Genomic DNA, 18,631 nt, shown 5'->3' on the forward strand with positions numbered 1-18,631 from the left:
GTTTTAATATAAACTATAAAATCGGGCTGAGATTATAATCAGCCCGATTTTATATTAAATTTAATTTTATTTGCAAAGTTATGTATTAATAATATAAAATAAGGTATGAATGATTTCTAAATAGGAAGAATAAATTAAATAGTAAGTTATATTATTTATTGATTTTTATGAAGAATTATAAGAAAATCAAAGGAGACAAAATATGCTAAGTGGAAGAATAATGGGATTAGACATTGGAGATAAGACTATTGGTGTTGCTGTAAGTGATTTAATGGGGCTTACTGCACAAGGTGTAAAGACTATAAGAAGAGTAGGTAAGAAAAAAGATATTGAAGAATTAAAGGAAATAATAAAAGAAAGACAAGTTAATAAAATTGTCTCAGGTCTTCCTAAAAATATGAATGGAACATTAGGTCCTCAAGGTGAAAAAGTTTTAAAGTTTTGTGAATTAATAAAAGAAGAAACTGGACTTGAAATTGAATTTTGGGATGAGAGACTGTCAACGGTTGCAGCCGAAAGATCTCTAATAGAAGCAGATGTTAGTAGACAAAAAAGAAAAAAGGTAATAGATATGTTAGCAGCAGTGATTATACTGCAAGGATATCTAGACCTAAAAGGAAATTAATAAATAAAATATCTATAAATTTATAAATTTATGATATATAATATAAATAACAAATAATAATTTGAGGTGAACAAGATGCAAGAAAATATAATAAATTTAAAAGATGAAAATGGAGTAGAAAGTCAATTTGAAATAATATTAACTCTAGAAGCAGAAGAAAAAGAATATGCTATATTAATGCCTGTTGAAGATGAAGAAGCAGAAGAAGCTTTCATATTTAGAATAGACCAAGATGAAGAAGGAGAAATATTAGTTCCTTTAGAAAGTGATGATGAGTATGAAACTGTAGTAGCAGTATACAATGCTATAATGGAAGAAGAAGGATTAAACTTTGACGAAGACGAACAATAAAATATAGTTTGTTATATAGAGAACCTATTTGATTTTATATATCAAATAGGTTTTTTATTATTTAAAAACTGATAATAATGAATTTTAAAAAGATATGAGTTTATTGCTTAAATCTAAAAAAATAGGGTAATAATACTATAGTATATAGGTAGAATTGAAAACTAATATTAAGTGATATTCAAAATTAACATTCTCAATTGAAGATGATTTGGAATAGGTTTTACCTTAATTCTTGACAAATGAATAAAATTTAGATAGAATTTTTAATAAATAAAGATTATCAATTGAAAAAGGGTGAAATGAATGAAGAATATAATGGATGAATTAAAAGATAAATTAAAGGAAACTGGATTTAAAATTACTCCACAAAGAAGAGCTATAATAGAGATATTATTAAAACATGAAAATGAACATTTAAGTAGCGAAGAAATATATGATTTAGTAAGAGTTGATTGTCCGGAAATAGGATTAGCAACAGTATACAGAACAATGCAGTTACTAGATGATATAAATGTGATATCAAAACTGAATTTAGATGATGGATGCGTAAGGTATGAGATAAGTTTAAATGAGGAAGATTGTCATCACCATCATCATCTTATATGCAGTAAATGCAATAAGATAATAGAAGTAAAAGAAGATTTATTAGAAAGTATAGAACGTGAAATACAATCTTTATACAAGTTTAAAATAGTAGACCATGATGTGAAATTTTATGGTTTATGTGAAGAATGTAATAAAAATATAAGTCCAGAGTAAGGACTTATATTTTTATTATAGAGTAAATTATCAAAAATATTAAACTGATTATTAAAAAAATTTCCATTATATTACTAAAATATCCACCGACTTTTAAATTACCGAGAGAGAATTTTTTATCACTTAAAGGATAAAACAATGGCACGCCTTGTCGAGTAAATATATCTCCTAAAAATATATGACTTGCATAACTTATAGTTCCCCAAAACGATAAATTGTATATATTAGTTAGTAGTTCTATTTGTTTCAATAAAATATATATAATAATGATTGCGAAGATACTATGTGATAAACCTCTGTGCTTTAGCCAAGGGAAAATAGCCAACATCATCACAAAAAGAACTATGTAAAATTTTGTATTTACTAAATAAAGACATATCCCTAATAATATAAATGTTAAAGATAAAAATAACTTCCTTAAGAAGTTATGTGTTAATTTTGATTCTATAATAAAAATAGATGCAAATGTTATAATTGAACTTAAATAAAAGTTGTTGTTTATCTTTATAGAAAAAAAGAATATTAATATATTAATGAGATATATTAATAATTTATATAAAAATTTAGATATATTTTTTTTAAAAAACAAGTTAGAAATTGTAGAATTTGGTTCATCTAAATCTGGAAGTAAAGAAAAAATAGCTGATATTATAATAGAAATTATTGAAATTGGTATTTTAAAAATTAATGAAGCTTGTATAGATGCTAGCACACCTATAGTACAATGGGTTCTACCACGCATAAATCCTCCTAGAAATAATAAGTTAATATATTCAGAGGATATCAGAATAGTTTATTTTTGTCAAAATAATAGAATAAATGTATTTTAAATATTACTTAAAATATATCAAGATTTGTGGTACAATGATAATAACTGGTAGAGTTCGTGATTTGATATTAGTTAAAATTAATATAAAAATAGTGTGGATTTGATGAAAATTGAATAGACAGAAGGAGATGGTGCAATTGTTCAAAAAGAACGCCAATAAAATTAAGGTAGCAGCCCTAGGTGGACTTAACGAAGTCGGTAAAAATATGACCGTTATTGAGTATAAAGATGAGATAATTGTAATTGATGCGGGATTAAGTTTTCCAGAAGATGAGATGTTAGGGGTAGATATAGTTATACCGGATATAACTTATTTAATGAGAAATAAGGACAGGATAAAAGGTATATTTATAACTCATGGTCATGAGGATCATATAGGAGCACTTCCTTATATACTTAAAAAGTTAAATGTACCTGTTTATGGGTCAAGACTTAGTATTGCTCTGATACAAGTTAAGTTAAAAGAACATAAACTTAATAATGTTAAGTTAAATGTCGTAACTCCTAGACAAATCATAAAGCTTGCTAATATGGATATAGAATTTATAAAGATGAATCATAGTATACCAGATGCATATTCTATAGCCGTACACACAGATCAAGGTATTATTTTCCATACGGGTGACTTTAAGGTTGACCTTACGCCAATAGATGGTGATGTTATGGATATGCATAGAATTTGTGAGTTAAGCCAAAAGGGAGTTCTTTTAATGTTAGCAGATAGTACTAATGTTGGTAAGCCAGGTTACAGTATGTCTGAAAGAACTGTAGGTACAGGATTAGATGATTTATTTAGAAAAGGTTGTGACAGCAGAATAATAGTGGCTACATTTGCATCTAATATTCATAGGCTACAGCAGATAGTAAATATGGCAGCTAAGTTTGGAAGAAAAGTTGCTGTATCAGGTAGATCTATGGTAAACGTAGTCGGTGTTGCAAAAGAGTTAGGGTATTTAGAAATTGAAGATGATATGCTAATTGATTTAAATGATATATCAAAATATCAAGATAATGAATTAGTAATAATAACTACGGGAACACAAGGTGAACCCATGTCTGCTCTTGCTAGAATGGCAACAGCTGAACATAAAAAAGTTGAAATAAGAAGAGGCGATTTAGTAATAATATCAGCACATCCAATACCAGGAAATGAAAAATTAATATCTAAAGTTATAAACTTCTTATTTGAAAAGGGAGCAGAGGTTGTATATAATGATATAGCAGATATACATGTATCAGGTCATGCATGTCAAGAAGAATTAAAACTTATGCATAGATTAGTAAGACCTAAGTACTTTATGCCTGCTCATGGTGAGTTCAGAATGTTAAAGAGACATGCAGAACTTGCTGTAGAATTAGGAATGTCAGAAAATAATGTATTTGTTATGCAAACAGGTGAAGTTCTAGAATTAGACAAGAATTCTGCAGGTGTAACAAATCGTATACCAACAGGAAATGTATTAGTCGATGGGCTAGGTGTTGGTGATGTAGGGAATATAGTATTAAGAGACAGAAAACATTTATCTGAAGATGGTTTAATGATAGTTGTGGTAACTATTTCAAAAGAAGATGGAAAGGTTTTAGCAGGACCAGATATTATATCTAGAGGGTTTGTATATGTAAGGGAATCAGAGGATTTAATGGATGGAGCTAAAAATGTAATAAAAGACGTTTTAGTTGAATGTGAAGAAAAGAATATAAAAGAGTGGGCTTATCTGAAAAATAATATAAAAGAAAACCTAAAAGAATATTTATATCAAAAAACTAAAAGAAATCCTATGATACTACCAATAATAATGGAAGTATAGAGAATATAAAAATAGGCATGGAATAATTCCATGCCTATTTTTATTAAGCTTATAATTTAAAGTAATATATTAAAGTGAACAAGTCAACTTAATGCACGATAATAAATATATTAAATTAGAATAGATTTCTAGGAGGTATTTATGAGCGTATATGAGAGTGCTACAAGTTTAGCTAGTGAAATAAAAAAGAGCAAAGAATACAAAGCTTTTCAAAAAAGTATGCAAGAGTTAAGAGCTGATGAAAAAAGTGAGAATTTATTAAAAGATTATAAAATGAGTCAAATGGGATTGCAAAGTTATAGAATTCAAAATAAAGGTATAGATAAAAAGACAATGAAAAGAATAGAGTCTTTAGAAAATAAAATTAAAAATAATAAGAAGGTGTATAATTATTTAAAAAATGAGGAAAAACTTATTAAAATGATGAATAATATAAATATTATACTATCAGATGCAGTAGAAAATGATTATAAGTAAACAAAAAACAGGAGAAATTTTATGAAAATACTAATTATGAGAATTGATCTTAGAGCTAATTGGGTACATTCATTAAAAGAAAAAAGAATGGTTGTAAAAAGTATAGTAAAAAAGCTTCAAAATACATTTAATATATCTGTAATTGAAGTAGACAATCAAGATTTACATCATAGGATAACTATAGGGATATCTAAGATTGATTTAAATAACAGTCAGTGTAATTCTTCTATGGAATCGATAATTAGTTTTATAGAAGGGAATACTGATGCAGAGATTATAGGAATTGAAGATGAAATAATGAATTATTAATTTAAAATCCGTGTATATGAGAAAAATTTTCTCAATATATACGGGTTTTTTGATTTATTTTAGTAAAAAATAATTATACAAAAATATATAGGAGGTTATATTGTGGATTATAATGTAAAAAATAAAAATGCAAGAATAGCTTTAAAACAAGTTAAATTTGAAATTGCAGCAGATTATGGAATGAATCATGAGGATGTATTTGACATAATAGAAAATGCAAAGTCTAATGGAGTACTAAGCAATTATTTTATTAATTTAGAAAATAAAAGAGACTTAGAAAGAAATATATGCAATAATTTAAATCAAACCATTACAACACATTTAGAATAAAAAAAGATAAAGGTGAAAGACTAATCTTAAATATTAATTTAGAGGTGACATAAATGAAAAAACTATCCAGCATTATATTAGCTATAATTCTTATAATTACACCAGCTAATTTAGCGTTTGCTAATAATGATAATAGTAATATAAATATATCATCTAAATCGGCTATTTTAATGGATGTAGGTAGTGGACAAGTGCTTTATGAAAAAGATGCTCATGAAAAATTACCGCCAGCAAGTGTAACAAAAGTAATGACAATGTTATTAATATGTGAGGCTTTAGATAGCGGTAAGATTAAGATTGACGATCAAGTTCAAGTAAGTGAAATTGCTTCTAGTATGGGAGGAAGTCAAATATTTTTAGAACCTGGTGAAAGTCAAACTGTAGATACCTTATTAAAGGGGATTGCGGTAGCATCAGCAAATGATGCTTGTGTTGCTATGGCAGAATACATAGCAGGTAGCGTAGAATCTTTTGTAGATATGATGAATGCTAAAGCGAAAGAATTAAATATGAAAGATACTCATTTTGCAAATACTAATGGATTACCAGTAGATAACCACTATACTTCAGCATATGATATAGCTACAATGTCTAGAGAATTATTAAAGCACGATGTTATAAACAAGTACTTAACTACTTGGATGGATTCAGTAGTTGTAGGTAAAAAACAAACTTCTATAGGTCTTGCTAATACTAATAAATTAATTAAACATTTTCAAGGTGCTACAGGAGTTAAGACAGGATTTACTCAACAAGCAAAATATTGTTTATCAGCATCAGCTAAGAGAGGAGATACACACTTAGTAGCTGCAACACTTGGTGCAGAAACATCTCCAGAAAGATTTAAAGATGCATCATCTCTTTTAAATTATGGATTTGCAAACTATGAAAGTGTAAAACTTTGTTCTAGAGATGATAAGATATCTACTTTAACTATGGAAAAAGCTGAAAGCGATAAAGTAAGTTTAGTAGCAAAAGAAGATTTAACTGTACTCATTAAGAAAGGTGATTCAAAAGAATTTACTAAAAAGATAAAAGTGTATGGAGAGCCTAAATTACCAATAAGTAAGGGCACTACGCTAGGTATAGTAGAAGTATATAAAGGTAAAGATTTAGTAGGTAAGGTAGAGCTAGTAAATAATAAAGATGTAAATAAAGCAAGTTATTTAAAAATGTTACAAAGAGTTATAGACAATATGTTATAAAAGAATACCACTAAAAAATAGGTGAAGCTTAGTAATTCTGAGCTTCACCTATTTTATGTGCTTAAGACCTCAATATTGAAATTTAGTAAGAAATAATAATATATACATAATAAATATAATAAAGCATATATTTATTATGTATAAAATATGAAAAAATACAAAAAAATGGTATGTTTGTAGAAAAAATAACAAAAAACTGTTGACTGTTCTATAAAAATTTATTAATATAGGTATGCAAGGGTTTTCCCTAAGAAAATAATTATAATAAGGAATAATATGTAATCATATTTGGGAGGAGCAATTATGAAAAAGAAAATTGGATTAGTTCCAAAATTAATCATGGGTATCATAGCAGGTATACTTATTGGTCAATTTGCACCAGAGTTTTTAGTAAGAGTGCTAGTAACAGCAAGTAGTTTATTCTCAGCATTCTTAAAGTTCGTAATACCATTTATAATAATAGGATTTGTTACTGCAGGTATAGCCGACTTAGCTACAGGAGCAGGAAAACTATTGGGAGTAACAACAGGAATAGCGTATGGTTCGACAGTAACAGCTGGACTTATAGCTTTTACAGTAGCATCAGTAATATTCCCATCATTTATAGATCCAAGTGTTGCAGGTAATATAGGTGATCCAGAAGCTGGAATGTTATCGGCAATATTTTCAATACCACTAAGCCCAATGGTAGATGTAACAGCTGCAATAGTATTTGCATTTACAATGGGATTAGGAATATCAGCATTAAGAAATAATGGAAAAGGTGAAACTCTATTTAACTTATTCCAGGAATTCCAAGAAATAGTAACGAAAACGTTATCAACAGTAATAATACCTTTATTACCAATATACATAGCAGGAACATTTGCAAATATAACTTATGCAGGACAAGTATGGAACATATTAGGTGTATTCTGGAGAGTTTACTTAATAGTTATACCATTACACATTATATTCATATCATTACAATTTATAACAGCTGGAGCTATATCTAAGAAAAATCCATTTGTAATGTTAAAGAACCAAATACCAGGTTACTTAACAGCAGTAGGAACTCAATCTTCTGCAGCTACTATACCTGTAAACGTTTCCTGTGCAGAAAAGAATGGTGTAAGTAAGAATATAAGAGAATTCTGTGTGCCTCTATGTGCAACTATACATTTATCAGGTAGTATAATATCAGTTACATCATTTGCAGTAGCAGTACTTATGATGAATGGTATGGATTATGGTTTAACAACTATGTTACCATTTATATTAATGTTAGGTATAGCAATGGTTGCAGCGCCGGGAGCACCAGGTGGAGCTATAATGAGTGCACTTCCATTCTTACCAATGATAGGTATACCATCTGATGGTGGATTAGCAAGTTTAATGATAGCTTTATACTTAACTCAAGATAGTTTTGGAACGGCTGCAAACGTTTCTGGAGATAATGCAATAGCTGTAATAGTTGACCATTTAAATAATAAATGGAGCAAGAATGACAAATCAAAAAAACAGCATAATTAAGTAATCAGTAGTTAGGAGATTTAAAAGAAGGCCTTTTTGAGATAATTATATTATCTTGAAAGGGTCTTTTCGTTTTAAAATTATTAAATTAGAAGAATATAGGATTCATATTTATAGAATCGATTTATATAAATATTTTGATTATAATTTTATACATGGTATAATAGTATTATTGAAAAAGTAAAATAGGAGAGATAAGTTATGAATTTTTTAAGTAATATATTAGTATACTTAGTAGCTATAGCAATAGCACTATCGGTACATGAGTTTGGTCATGCTCTTGCAGCTTATTTATTAGGCGATAATACGGCTAAAGCGTATGGAAGATTAACATTAAATCCAGCTAAGCATGTTGATCCAATTGGTTTACTAACATTATTAATATTCCATATAGGATGGGCTAAACCAGTTCCGGTTAATCCTAATAACTTTAAAAGTTATAAGTGGGGAAATGTAATAGTATCTCTAGCCGGAGCAGTAGGAAATATCATAGCAGCTATAATTGCTGTAATAGTTATGAAGAATTCACATATGTATGCTATATATGCGATAGCTTCTACAACTGCATCTTTAAATATAGCATTTGCTGCATTTAACTTATTACCTATACCACCACTTGATGGATGGGGAGTTGTATCAGCGTTTATACCTTTAAAATGGAGTGAATTTGTTTATAAATATGAAAGCTATGGACAATTAATATTATTACTTGCAATATTTACAGGTGCTTACAGTATAATTGTTAATCCAATACGTAGTGTATTATTGAGTATTGTAGGAATATTTTTATAAGTAATTAAGAGTTAAGAGGTAACTTGATGAAATATAATATACACTTGCAGGTCTATGATGGACCACTAGATTTACTTTATGATATGATATCAAAGCAAAAAATAGATATAAAAGATATATCTATAACAGAAATAACTAAACAATACTTGAGTTATTTAGAAATGCTAGATAAAATGGACTTAGAAATAACTAGTGAATTTATAACAATGGCATCAAAACTTCTTCAAATAAAGTCTAGATATTTATTATATAAACAAAAAGATGATGAAGAAGAGGAAGATCCAAGATTAGAACTTATGGAAAAATTAGAAGAATACAAGAAATATAAGTTAGCAGCACAAGATTTAAAAAGTAATGTTACTGATTTAAGTGAGGTATTCTATAGAAAAAAAGAAGAAATAGTTATAGATGAAAAAATTGACTTAGAAGATATATCAATCGATGCTATAAAAATGATTCTTCCACATATCCTAAAGATAAAGACAACAGAGGAACCTGAGTATAAGGATGATAGGTTAAATAAAATCGTAAAAGGAAGAATAGTTTCAGTTGAAGAAAAAATGGTATATATAAGAGATATTATTAGAGAGAAAGAGTGTGTTCACTTTACTAATATTATAGAAGATTGTGATAAAAATGAAGTAATAGCAACTTTCTTATCTATACTAGAACTAATTAAAGCAAAAGAAATAACAGTAGAACAAGATATATTCTTTGACGATATTTTAATTAAGAAAAGCTCGGAGTGATAAGATGAAACGTGAGGAGATAAAGCATATTATAGAGGCAGTAATGTTTGCATATGGAGAGCCTATAAGCATAAAAGAGTTAAACTCTATAATAAATGATGAACTTTCACCAAAAGAAATTGAATATATGTTACATTCTTTAAAGGAAGAATATAAAGAAAGTAACAGAGGTATTCAAATAATAAAACTAGAAAGTAAATATCAGATGTGTACAAATAAACAATATGCAGATTACATTAAGAAAGTCCTTGAGCCAAAGAGAAAGAAAACTTTAAGCCAGGCAACATTAGAAACATTAACTATTATAGCATATAAGCAACCTATAACAAAGGTTGAGATAGAAGATATAAGAGGCGTTAAGTGTGATAAAGTACTTCAAACTCTTTTAGAAAATGATCTTATAAGAGAAGCTGGAAGATTAAATAAAATAGGGAAACCTATAATATACAGAACTACAGATGAGTTTTTAAAATTATTAAATATAGAGAGATTAGAAGATTTACCACCTATCGAGAATTATGAAACTATAGAAATACAACAAGATAGTGAATAAAATAAAGCCATCTTAAAATAAAGATACAAAATATAATTATATTTTGTATCTTTATTTTAAGATAGGCCTTTTTTATTGCAAGGATTTTATGTTTAATAAAATTTCAATAAAAAGTATAGATAATTATTATTTAGAAAATAATACTAACATGAAACATATTGAGATGTTTAATTTATATTTTTTTATAGCAATTACTATTTTAGTATTATTTATTATTTATAAATCAAGACTTAATATTATAATTTCAATAGACATAGATAATAATACCAAGTTAATAAAGTTAAATATAAAATATTTATTTAATTTGCTGAATATAAAAATTCAACTTTATCCACCAAAGAAAAGTATAGTAAAGAAAGAAGAAATAAAAAATAAAAAGGAAAAGGAGAAATCAGAAACAAGGAAGATAAAATTATTTTCATATGAGATATTAAGAATATACGCAGTTGCAAGCAATGTACAAGTAAAAGAATTATACTCTAATATAAGTTTTGGTAATAAAAATATTTATTTTACATGTTTTATATATGTATTTATTAATACTATTTATGGTAATTTAAGTAATTTAATAAATGCAGAAAAAATTTACTTAAATGTTGAACCTAACTTTTTAGAAAATTATATTAATGGAAAAGTAAAAATACATATAAGTCCCAAGATAGAGGATTTATGGAAATTAGCTATAGCTTTTATACAAAATTATAGAAAAAACAAGGATGGTGATCGTAATGAGAGCAACAGGGTCAATACAAAGCCTTATGGAGACAACGCTTGAAACTATTAAAGGTTCTATAGATGCAAATACTATAATTGGAGATCCAATAAAAACAGAAACGACAGTAGTAGTACCTATATCAAAAGTAACTATTGGATTTGGAATAGGTGGTGGAGAATACTCAAAGGGCTATGATAATAGAAATGGTATTGAAATAGATAATGAAAAAAATGATACAAATTTTGCAGGAGGTAGTGCGGGAGCTATATCTGTACAACCAGTGGCATTTGTAGTAGTTGAAGATGGAGAAACTAGACTTATGAGTTTAGATGATAATCTTAATTTAGTAGATAATATACTTGCAATTACTCCAAGGGTTATAGAGAAAATACAAAAAATGAATAAAGAAAAATGTAATAAAAATAATAATCATAAAGATAAAAAGAAATAATATGACTATATTTAGTTATTTGAATTATTAAATATTTAAGAATGAAATATTTTTAATATGAAAATTACTTTTTATGGAGTATAATAAAAAGGTATTAGAAAAATGATAGTAATATAAGCTGAATATATAGAATTTGACTTTGGGGTGAGGATATGCATGAAAAAAACTTAGCGCAACTACTTATGTATGATATTGAATTATTTAATAATCTTATAAAGAATATTAATAGAGAAAGAGCTATTATAAATAAGATTCTTACAGAGAGGCAATTTTTTGTTTTGCTAAAAATATATAATTGCAAGAAGATGGAGCTTAAGAATTTAAGTAAAGAGCTTAATGTATCTACATCTAGTTTATGTATATTACTTAATAAATTAGTTGACCAAAACTATGTTTATAGAGAAGAAGATAGCAGAGATAGAAGAAATACTTTCTATGGGATAACAGAAATTGGCGAAGAAATAATTAATAATGAAATGAAGCAGATATCTTCTATTTTAGAATCTAAATTTATGATGCTAAGTACAGATGAAAGAAAAATTATGATTGAATCTTTACAAAACATTAAAAGAATAGCAAAGAAGTTTGTAACTATAGATAAGTAAATAAAAATATAAAGGATTATGCTAATGTAATTAAACATTATTAGCATAATCTTTTTTATTTTAAGGATTATTTATAAATTTAGTAAAATAACTAGTAAAAAAGGTAAAACAGGTAATCGTTATTGTAAAGGAAAATTCTATATGTTACTATGAAATTAACTATAAAATTCTAATTTTTACTAAAGATGATTAAGTTATTAATATGATCTAATTTATTTGAAAAGGAGGGAATCTAGTGGCTACTCTAAAGGAAATTGCTAATGCTGTAGGTGTATCAGTAGGTACTGTGTCTAGAGTTTTAAATAATGATAGCACTATAAGTGTTGGAGATGATACTAAGATAAAAATATTTGAAGTTGCAGAAGAAATGCAATATAAAACATTAAAACAAAGGAAAACTAATAGCAAAACTAAAACAAATAAACTAAGGGTTGGAATAGTTGAAATGTATAATTATAGTGAACAATTACAAGATCCTTATTACTTATTACTTAGAAGTGCGGTAGAAAGAGAATGCTTTGATAATGAAATTGAGGTAGTAAACTTATATAAAACTGAAGATGAATATAAATATATAGGAAATGAAATCTTAAGTGGAATAATTGCAATAGGAAAATTTACTCAAAATGAAGTATCTATGTTAAATGAAGTTTGTGATGATATAGTATTTTTAGATTCATCTCCAAATGAACAAAAATATGATTCTGTTAAAGTAAATTTTAAATTAGGTACATATAAAGCTTTAGACCATTTAATTAAGCTTGGTCATATGGAAATTGGGTATATTGGGAGTACAAAAACTCCAGATGATTATAGAGAAAAAACACAAGACAATAGATTGAAATTTTTCACAGAGTATATGAGATCAAAATCGTTATATAAGAAAGAATATATTTTAGATACTAAAGAAATGACCGCTATAAATGGTTATGAAATCACGAAAAAATTTATAAAAGATAATAAAAATATGCCAACTGCATTTTTTGTAGGTACAGACACTATTGCAACTGGAGTACTTAAAGCTTTATATGAAAATAACATAAATGTTCCCGAAGATGTCAGTATAGTAGGTTTTAATGATTTAATTGCATCTCAACATACTATACCACCTCTTACTACTGTAAGGGTACATATTGAGCATTTAGCTAGTGCTTCTGTCGATTTAATTATGGAAAGAATAAATAGGAACAGGAAATATAGTAAAAAAGTTATAATACCAAGTGAACTTGTAATAAGAGATAGTGCAAAAGAAGTAAAGTTGACTAAATAAAGTCTTTTTATAAGATGAGGTACAAAATGAAGAATATAGTAAATGATGTAATATATAAAGACGGTTTTTTTAAAGGAAAGAATGATTTAAATATATACTACAAAAGTTATGAGGTTAAAAATATCATTGCTACTATAGTAATATCTCATGGATTTTGTGAATCTGTAGAAAAGTATTATGAGATTATTAATATATTTAATAAGAATGATTTTTCTGTGTTTGCATTAGATCATAGAGGACATGGTAAATCAGGCAGACTTGGGATTGATAATAATCAAATTAATGTAGAAAAATTTAATTATTATGTTGAAGACTTGAGATCATTTTTAGATGTTATTGTAGAGTCTAAATTAAATAATAATAAATTGTTTTTATTTGCACATTCTATGGGTGGGGGTATAGGTGCTCTATTTTTAGAACAATATAATAATTATTTTAATGCAGCAGTACTAAGCTGTCCAATGATGGAAATAGATACTGGCAAATATCCATCATTCATAAGTAAGATAATAACTAAGGTATTTTGCATAGCAGGTATAGGGGATAAATATATCTTAGGACACGGACCTTTCAATAAAAATTTTAATGACCATGATTCTAAATTTGATTCTAGTAGTAGGCATTATAAATACCGTAATAGACAACAAGAATGTGAGTACCTTCAAACATCTGGTGGATCTTTTAACTGGTTAAACGAATCCTTTAAAGCTACAAGAAAAATAGTGAAAAAGAAAAATGCACAGTGTGTTAATATACCAATCCTATTGTTTCAAGCAGGCAAAGATACTTTTGTAAGATCAGGTGGACAAAATAAATTTTCAAGATACGCTAAAGATTGTAGGTTAGTGCGTATTGAAAATGCGAAACATGAGATATATAATGAGCGGGATGAAATATTGGATAATTATATATATCAAATAATTGAGTTTTACAATACTAATTGTAATGAATTATGATAGTAATTGTAAATTTTAGGAAGTATAAGTTTAAAACTATATGATTCTCTAGTTGTTAATAATATATTTTTAATAAAGATAAAAGTTATCTTAAAATTTAGTATTATATATACATTTTAAGAGGCTTTTATTTTTTATATTTTTATATACTAAAAAGGGTATAATCATATTGTATATAAATGTAAAATTTATAGAGATTATAGTTTGGGAGAGGAATATGTTAGATGTAATAGCAAATAGACATTCTTTAAGAACATATACGGATGAAAAGATTGAATGGAAAAAAATTAAAGTAATGTTAGGAGAATGTATGCAAGTATCTTCTTATAAAAATTCAAATTATTGGGAGTTTACAGTAGAAGACAAAGATTTATTACATAAACTTTCAAAACTTCACTATAGGTCAAGTCATATAAGTTGTAGTAACATATGTATAGCAGTTTTAGGTAATAGGGATAGATTTATAAAAGTAGGCAAATGGGTACAGGGTTTAGGCTCATGTACTCAAAATATATTACTTGAAGCTACTAATCAAGGTTTAGCATCTTGTTTGGGAGGAGTATTTCCTAAAACAAAAAGAGTAGATTATGTTAGAGAAGTATTAAATATACTTGAAAATCTAGTCCCGTATGCATTAATACCATTAGGATATAGTGATGAAGAATTTGAGCTTGTAAATAGGTTTAATAAATATAAAATACATATAAATTTATATGAAAAATAATGGTAGATATATGAATGACATACAAGTATTTGAAAATATAAAAGATCATAGTAAAATTGAATTGAGTAAGAAATTATCTTTTAGAACTTTAAAGAAGAAAGAAATACTATTTAATGAAAGGGATATTGTAGAAAAGGTATATTTCTTAAAAGAAGGTAAAATATCTATTTTTAAAATGAATGAAAATGGGGAGAGAAAGATAATATTCATTTTAAAAAAAGGAGAAATGATAAATGAGATTTTATTGGATAATATGAATAGTTCAACAATTGGGTGCGAGGCATTTGAACCATCAATAATTTTAGAATGTAGTATTAATGATTTTATAAATATTATGGAGAAAGATTTTATATTAACTAAGAATATTATTAGTTGTATACAGCATAGAAATAAAAGACTGTATAGACAAATTAAGAATTCTGTATCTATAAGAATAGATAAAAAACTGGCAGCCAAACTTTATCGTATTAGTAGAGAGTTTGGCTTAGAAAAGGGAGAATGGACTTTAATAAATATAAATCTAACTATAACATATATAGCTGATATGTTAGGCTGTAAAAGAGAAAGCTTATCTAGAGCAATGAAGGTACTTCAAGATGAAAAACTAGTAAAAATAGAGGGCAAGAAAGTATATGTAAAAAAAGAAAAGCTTTCTGATTACTTTAAAATAACTTAAAATATAACTTTAAGATAAAATAGTGGGTAAACTTATACCTACTATTTTTATTTTTAAAAATTGTGATAAATATCACAGACTTATACAATAAAGGAATGTTAATATTTATTTAACAAAGTATAGGAGGAGATTTTATGAAGATAAGATTAGATAAATTAAGTTTCAATGAAGGTCTAAAAACATTAAAGTCAGAGTATAAAATACTTGCACCTGTTACTATACCTTTTAAAGGAACATATTCAGATACAGATATAACTAAATATGAAGAAATAACTACGATAGAAGAAGTCGAACTCAATAAAAAATCAAACTTTTCAGCTAAGGAAGTTATACTTCCTATTAACCAAGTATTATTTTATTTTACAGAAAAAGAATATAAAGAAAGTGATGTAGATAATAAGAAATTACTAGTTTTTTTAAGGGCCTGTGATTTGAATGGAATAAAGAGATTAGATGAAATATATTTAAGAAATGGGGTAGAAAAAGATTATTACTATGAAAGATTAAGAGAAAAGGTAAAGTTTGTACTTATAGGATGTAAAGAAAGCTTTAGAAACTGCTTTTGTGTAAGCATGGGAACTAGCAAAAGCGATGACTACTCCATGGCATTAAATATAAGACAAGATGAAATATACCTTGATATAAAAGATGAAGAACTTAATGTATTCAATGGGAAAGATTGTAATTTTGAAGTTGATTTTGTTAAAAAAAATACAATATCTGTAGAGGTTCCAGAAATTTCAAATCTAGTAGAACTATCAAAAAATTCTATATGGGAGGATTATGATCAAAGATGTATTGCTTGTGGAAGATGTAACTTTGTCTGTCCAACTTGCTCGTGCTTTACTATGCAAGATATATATTATAAGGAAAATGAAAATGTAGGAGAAAGAAGAAGAGTTTGGGCATCTTGTCAAGTTGATGGATATACAGATATGGCTGGCGGACATTCTTTTAGAAATAATAAAGGGGAAAGAATGAGATTTAAAGTTATGCATAAGATACACGATTTTAATAAGAGATTTGGGTATCACATGTGTGTAGGATGTGGAAGATGCGATGATGCTTGTCCGCAATATATATCATTCTCAGAATGCATAGATAAAATAAATAACATAGTTGCAGTTAAAGAGGAGGTAAAATAAATGAACCCATATATACCAATTTCTTCGAAGATAGTAGATATAACTAAACATACGAATATAGAGTGGACATTCAGGGTAAGTTGCAGTACAGAAAATGTTCTTCCAGGGAAATTTTATGAGATATCTATACCTAAGTATGGAGAAAGTCCAATTTCAGTTTCCGGATATGGAGAAGATTATATAGATTTTACAATAAGAAATGTAGGAAAGGTTACTTCAGAATTATTTAACTACAACGTAGGAGATGACCTTTTTATTAGAGGGCCTTATGGAAATGGATTTGATATAAGTTCATATAAAGGAAGAGAAGTTATCGTAGTTGCAGGTGGTAGTGGACTAGCACCAGTAAGAGGCATAGTTGAATATTTTTACAATAATATAGATAAATGTAAAAAGTTTAAATTAATAGCTGGCTTTAAATCTTATAGTGATATTTTATTTAAAGATGATATGAAAAAATGGAGTGAAAAATTAGATGTATTAGTCACAGTAGACAATGCAGATGAGAATTATTCTGGTAATGTAGGATTAGTTACTAAATATATACCAGAGCTTCAAATAGAAGATAAGAAGAATACTTCAGTTATAGTTGTAGGACCTCCAATTATGATGAAGTTTACTGTAGATGAATTCTTAAAAAAAGATTTAGCTGAAAATAATGTATGGGTTTCATATGAAAGAAAGATGTGTTGTGGAGTAGGGAAATGTGGACATTGTAAGATGGATAATACTTATATTTGTATAGATGGTCCAGTATTTAATTATTCTTATGCTAAAAATCTTATAGATTAGGAGGAATAAGTTATGATAAGAGATATAAATACTAAAAAGGTTATGAAAAATGCTTACAGAATAACAAAGAATAAATATGAAACTTCTCTTAGAGTTAGAATACCTGGTGGATGTGTAGACCCTGACAGTTTAGTGATAGTATCAAAAATTGCCAGTGAGTATGGAAATGGTGATATTCATATAACTACTAGACAAGGTTTTGAGATACTGGGTATAAGTATGGACGATATGGAAGTAGTAAATAAAATGATACAGCCTGTTATAGAAAAAATGGATATAAATCAAGATAAAAAGTATAAAGGATATCCAGCGTCAGGAACTAGAAATATATGCGCTTGCATAGGAAATAAAGTCTGTCCAAAGGCTCAGTATAATACTACTGAATTTGCAAAGAAAATAGAAAAAGCAATATTTCCTAATAATTTACATTTTAAAATAGCATTAACAGGGTGTCCAAATGATTGTATAAAAGCAAGAACACATGACTTTGGAATAATAGGTATGACTCTTCCTCTGTACGATAAGAATAGATGTGTTTCTTGTGGTGCTTGTGTAAAAAAATGTGAAAAACTATCTACAGGTGCTTTAAAAATGGAAAACTATAAAATAATAAGAAATCATGATAAATGTATAGGATGCGGAGAATGTACATTAAACTGTCCAACTAGTGCTTGGACTAGAGATTCTAAAAAGTACTATAGACTAGCTATTATGGGGAGAACAGGAAAGAAAAATCCAAGGCTAGCAGAGGATTTTTTGCTTTGGGCAGAGGAGGAATCTATTATAAAAATAATACTTAATACTTATAAATATGTAACTGAGTATATAGATTTAAATGCTACAGGAGGAAAAGAGCATATAGGTTATATAGTAGATAGAACAGGATTTATGGAATTTAAGCAGTGGGCTTTAGATGGAATAAAATTAGATGACATAGTGAAGGTTAGTGAAAATATATACTGGAGTGGTATAAGATATTAATTGAAATCAGGGGGATA

The 18,631-nt window shown here is 27.3% G+C and carries 23 protein-coding genes; 22 read left to right on the plus strand and 1 reads right to left on the minus strand.

The window, feature by feature from the left end:
- The first annotated feature begins 202 nt into the window (after positions 1–202).
- From ruvX to H8923_RS05060, 3 genes are all read left to right on the plus strand, one after another.
- A complete protein-coding gene (ruvX, locus tag H8923_RS05050) occupies positions 203–625 on the plus strand; it encodes a Holliday junction resolvase RuvX (protein ID WP_153924212.1) in 423 nt (140 codons plus the stop codon).
- 75 nt (positions 626–700) lie between these two features.
- Entirely contained in the window at positions 701–976 is a 276-nt protein-coding gene (locus H8923_RS05055; protein ID WP_153924214.1) for a DUF1292 domain-containing protein, read from the plus strand.
- Between the two features lie 303 nt (positions 977–1,279).
- A complete protein-coding gene (locus H8923_RS05060; RefSeq protein WP_153924216.1) occupies positions 1,280–1,735 on the plus strand; it encodes a Fur family transcriptional regulator in 456 nt (151 codons plus the stop codon).
- A gap of 4 nt (positions 1,736–1,739) precedes the next feature.
- Here the strand turns inward: H8923_RS05060 and H8923_RS17735 are convergent, their stop codons facing one another.
- On the minus strand, positions 1,740–2,477 hold the full coding sequence (locus H8923_RS17735) for a metal-dependent hydrolase (RefSeq protein ID WP_153924219.1): 738 nt from the start codon (positions 2,475–2,477) through the stop codon (positions 1,740–1,742).
- A gap of 215 nt (positions 2,478–2,692) precedes the next feature.
- Here H8923_RS17735 and H8923_RS05070 point away from each other — a divergent pair, with 215 nt between their 5' ends.
- From H8923_RS05070 to asrC, 19 genes are all read left to right on the plus strand, one after another.
- Entirely contained in the window at positions 2,693–4,372 is a 1,680-nt protein-coding gene (locus H8923_RS05070) for a ribonuclease J (RefSeq protein WP_153924358.1), read from the plus strand.
- Positions 4,373–4,513: 141 nt separating this feature from the next.
- Positions 4,514–4,849, plus strand: a complete 336-nt coding sequence (locus tag H8923_RS05075) for a YlbF family regulator (protein ID WP_153924220.1) — start codon at positions 4,514–4,516, stop codon at positions 4,847–4,849.
- Between the two features lie 21 nt (positions 4,850–4,870).
- A complete protein-coding gene (locus H8923_RS05080; RefSeq protein ID WP_153924222.1) occupies positions 4,871–5,158 on the plus strand; it encodes a DUF503 domain-containing protein in 288 nt (95 codons plus the stop codon).
- A 102-nt stretch (positions 5,159–5,260) separates the two neighbouring features.
- Positions 5,261–5,488, plus strand: a complete 228-nt coding sequence (locus tag H8923_RS05085) for a CD1290 family small acid-soluble spore protein (protein WP_187127852.1) — start codon at positions 5,261–5,263, stop codon at positions 5,486–5,488.
- 53 nt (positions 5,489–5,541) lie between these two features.
- On the plus strand, positions 5,542–6,693 hold the full coding sequence (locus H8923_RS05090) for a D-alanyl-D-alanine carboxypeptidase family protein (RefSeq protein ID WP_153924224.1): 1,152 nt from the start codon (positions 5,542–5,544) through the stop codon (positions 6,691–6,693).
- A gap of 303 nt (positions 6,694–6,996) precedes the next feature.
- The gene (locus H8923_RS05095) at positions 6,997–8,205 is read left to right on the plus strand and encodes a dicarboxylate/amino acid:cation symporter (RefSeq protein ID WP_153924226.1); all 1,209 of its coding nucleotides are present in this window, start codon (positions 6,997–6,999) and stop codon (positions 8,203–8,205) included.
- A 201-nt stretch (positions 8,206–8,406) separates the two neighbouring features.
- Positions 8,407–8,997 (plus strand): site-2 protease family protein, encoded by a 591-nt coding sequence (locus H8923_RS05100; RefSeq protein ID WP_153924228.1) that lies wholly within the window; start codon positions 8,407–8,409, stop codon positions 8,995–8,997.
- A gap of 26 nt (positions 8,998–9,023) precedes the next feature.
- Complete coding sequence (locus tag H8923_RS05105; RefSeq protein ID WP_153924229.1) at positions 9,024–9,746, plus strand: segregation and condensation protein A; 723 nt, start codon at positions 9,024–9,026, stop codon at positions 9,744–9,746.
- A gap of 4 nt (positions 9,747–9,750) precedes the next feature.
- On the plus strand, positions 9,751–10,299 hold the full coding sequence (gene scpB / locus H8923_RS05110; protein ID WP_153924231.1) for an SMC-Scp complex subunit ScpB: 549 nt from the start codon (positions 9,751–9,753) through the stop codon (positions 10,297–10,299).
- 88 nt (positions 10,300–10,387) lie between these two features.
- Positions 10,388–11,074: a DUF2953 domain-containing protein gene (locus H8923_RS05115; protein ID WP_153924232.1), complete on the plus strand. Its 687-nt coding sequence runs from the start codon at positions 10,388–10,390 to the stop codon at positions 11,072–11,074.
- Positions 11,028–11,465 (plus strand): GerW family sporulation protein, encoded by a 438-nt coding sequence (gene ytfJ / locus H8923_RS05120; RefSeq protein WP_172976677.1) that lies wholly within the window; start codon positions 11,028–11,030, stop codon positions 11,463–11,465. The genes H8923_RS05115 and ytfJ overlap by 47 nt, the downstream gene beginning before the upstream one ends.
- Positions 11,466–11,617: 152 nt before the next feature.
- Positions 11,618–12,070 carry a MarR family winged helix-turn-helix transcriptional regulator gene (locus H8923_RS05125; protein WP_153924234.1) on the plus strand — a complete coding sequence of 151 codons (453 nt, stop codon included), beginning with the start codon at positions 11,618–11,620 and terminating at the stop codon, positions 12,068–12,070.
- Positions 12,071–12,305: 235 nt separating this feature from the next.
- Positions 12,306–13,340: a LacI family DNA-binding transcriptional regulator gene (locus tag H8923_RS05130; protein ID WP_153924235.1), complete on the plus strand. Its 1,035-nt coding sequence runs from the start codon at positions 12,306–12,308 to the stop codon at positions 13,338–13,340.
- Between the two features lie 26 nt (positions 13,341–13,366).
- The gene (locus H8923_RS05135; RefSeq protein WP_243139870.1) at positions 13,367–14,296 is read left to right on the plus strand and encodes an alpha/beta fold hydrolase; all 930 of its coding nucleotides are present in this window, start codon (positions 13,367–13,369) and stop codon (positions 14,294–14,296) included.
- Between the two features lie 217 nt (positions 14,297–14,513).
- Complete coding sequence (locus tag H8923_RS05140; protein WP_153924238.1) at positions 14,514–15,020, plus strand: nitroreductase family protein; 507 nt, start codon at positions 14,514–14,516, stop codon at positions 15,018–15,020.
- A 10-nt stretch (positions 15,021–15,030) separates the two neighbouring features.
- Positions 15,031–15,696, plus strand: coding sequence for a Crp/Fnr family transcriptional regulator (locus H8923_RS05145; RefSeq protein WP_153924239.1), 666 nt, complete (start codon positions 15,031–15,033; stop codon positions 15,694–15,696).
- Positions 15,697–15,830: 134 nt separating this feature from the next.
- Positions 15,831–16,841, plus strand: coding sequence for an anaerobic sulfite reductase subunit AsrA (gene asrA, locus H8923_RS05150; RefSeq protein ID WP_153924240.1), 1,011 nt, complete (start codon positions 15,831–15,833; stop codon positions 16,839–16,841).
- Positions 16,842–17,633: an anaerobic sulfite reductase subunit AsrB gene (gene asrB / locus H8923_RS05155; protein WP_153924241.1), complete on the plus strand. Its 792-nt coding sequence runs from the start codon at positions 16,842–16,844 to the stop codon at positions 17,631–17,633.
- Between the two features lie 12 nt (positions 17,634–17,645).
- Entirely contained in the window at positions 17,646–18,614 is a 969-nt protein-coding gene (gene asrC / locus H8923_RS05160; protein WP_153924242.1) for a sulfite reductase subunit C, read from the plus strand.
- Positions 18,615–18,631 lie beyond the last annotated feature (17 nt).

The organism is Romboutsia faecis (assembly GCF_014323405.1).
GTDB classification, from domain to species: Bacteria; Bacillota; Clostridia; order Peptostreptococcales; family Peptostreptococcaceae; genus Romboutsia_E; species Romboutsia_E faecis.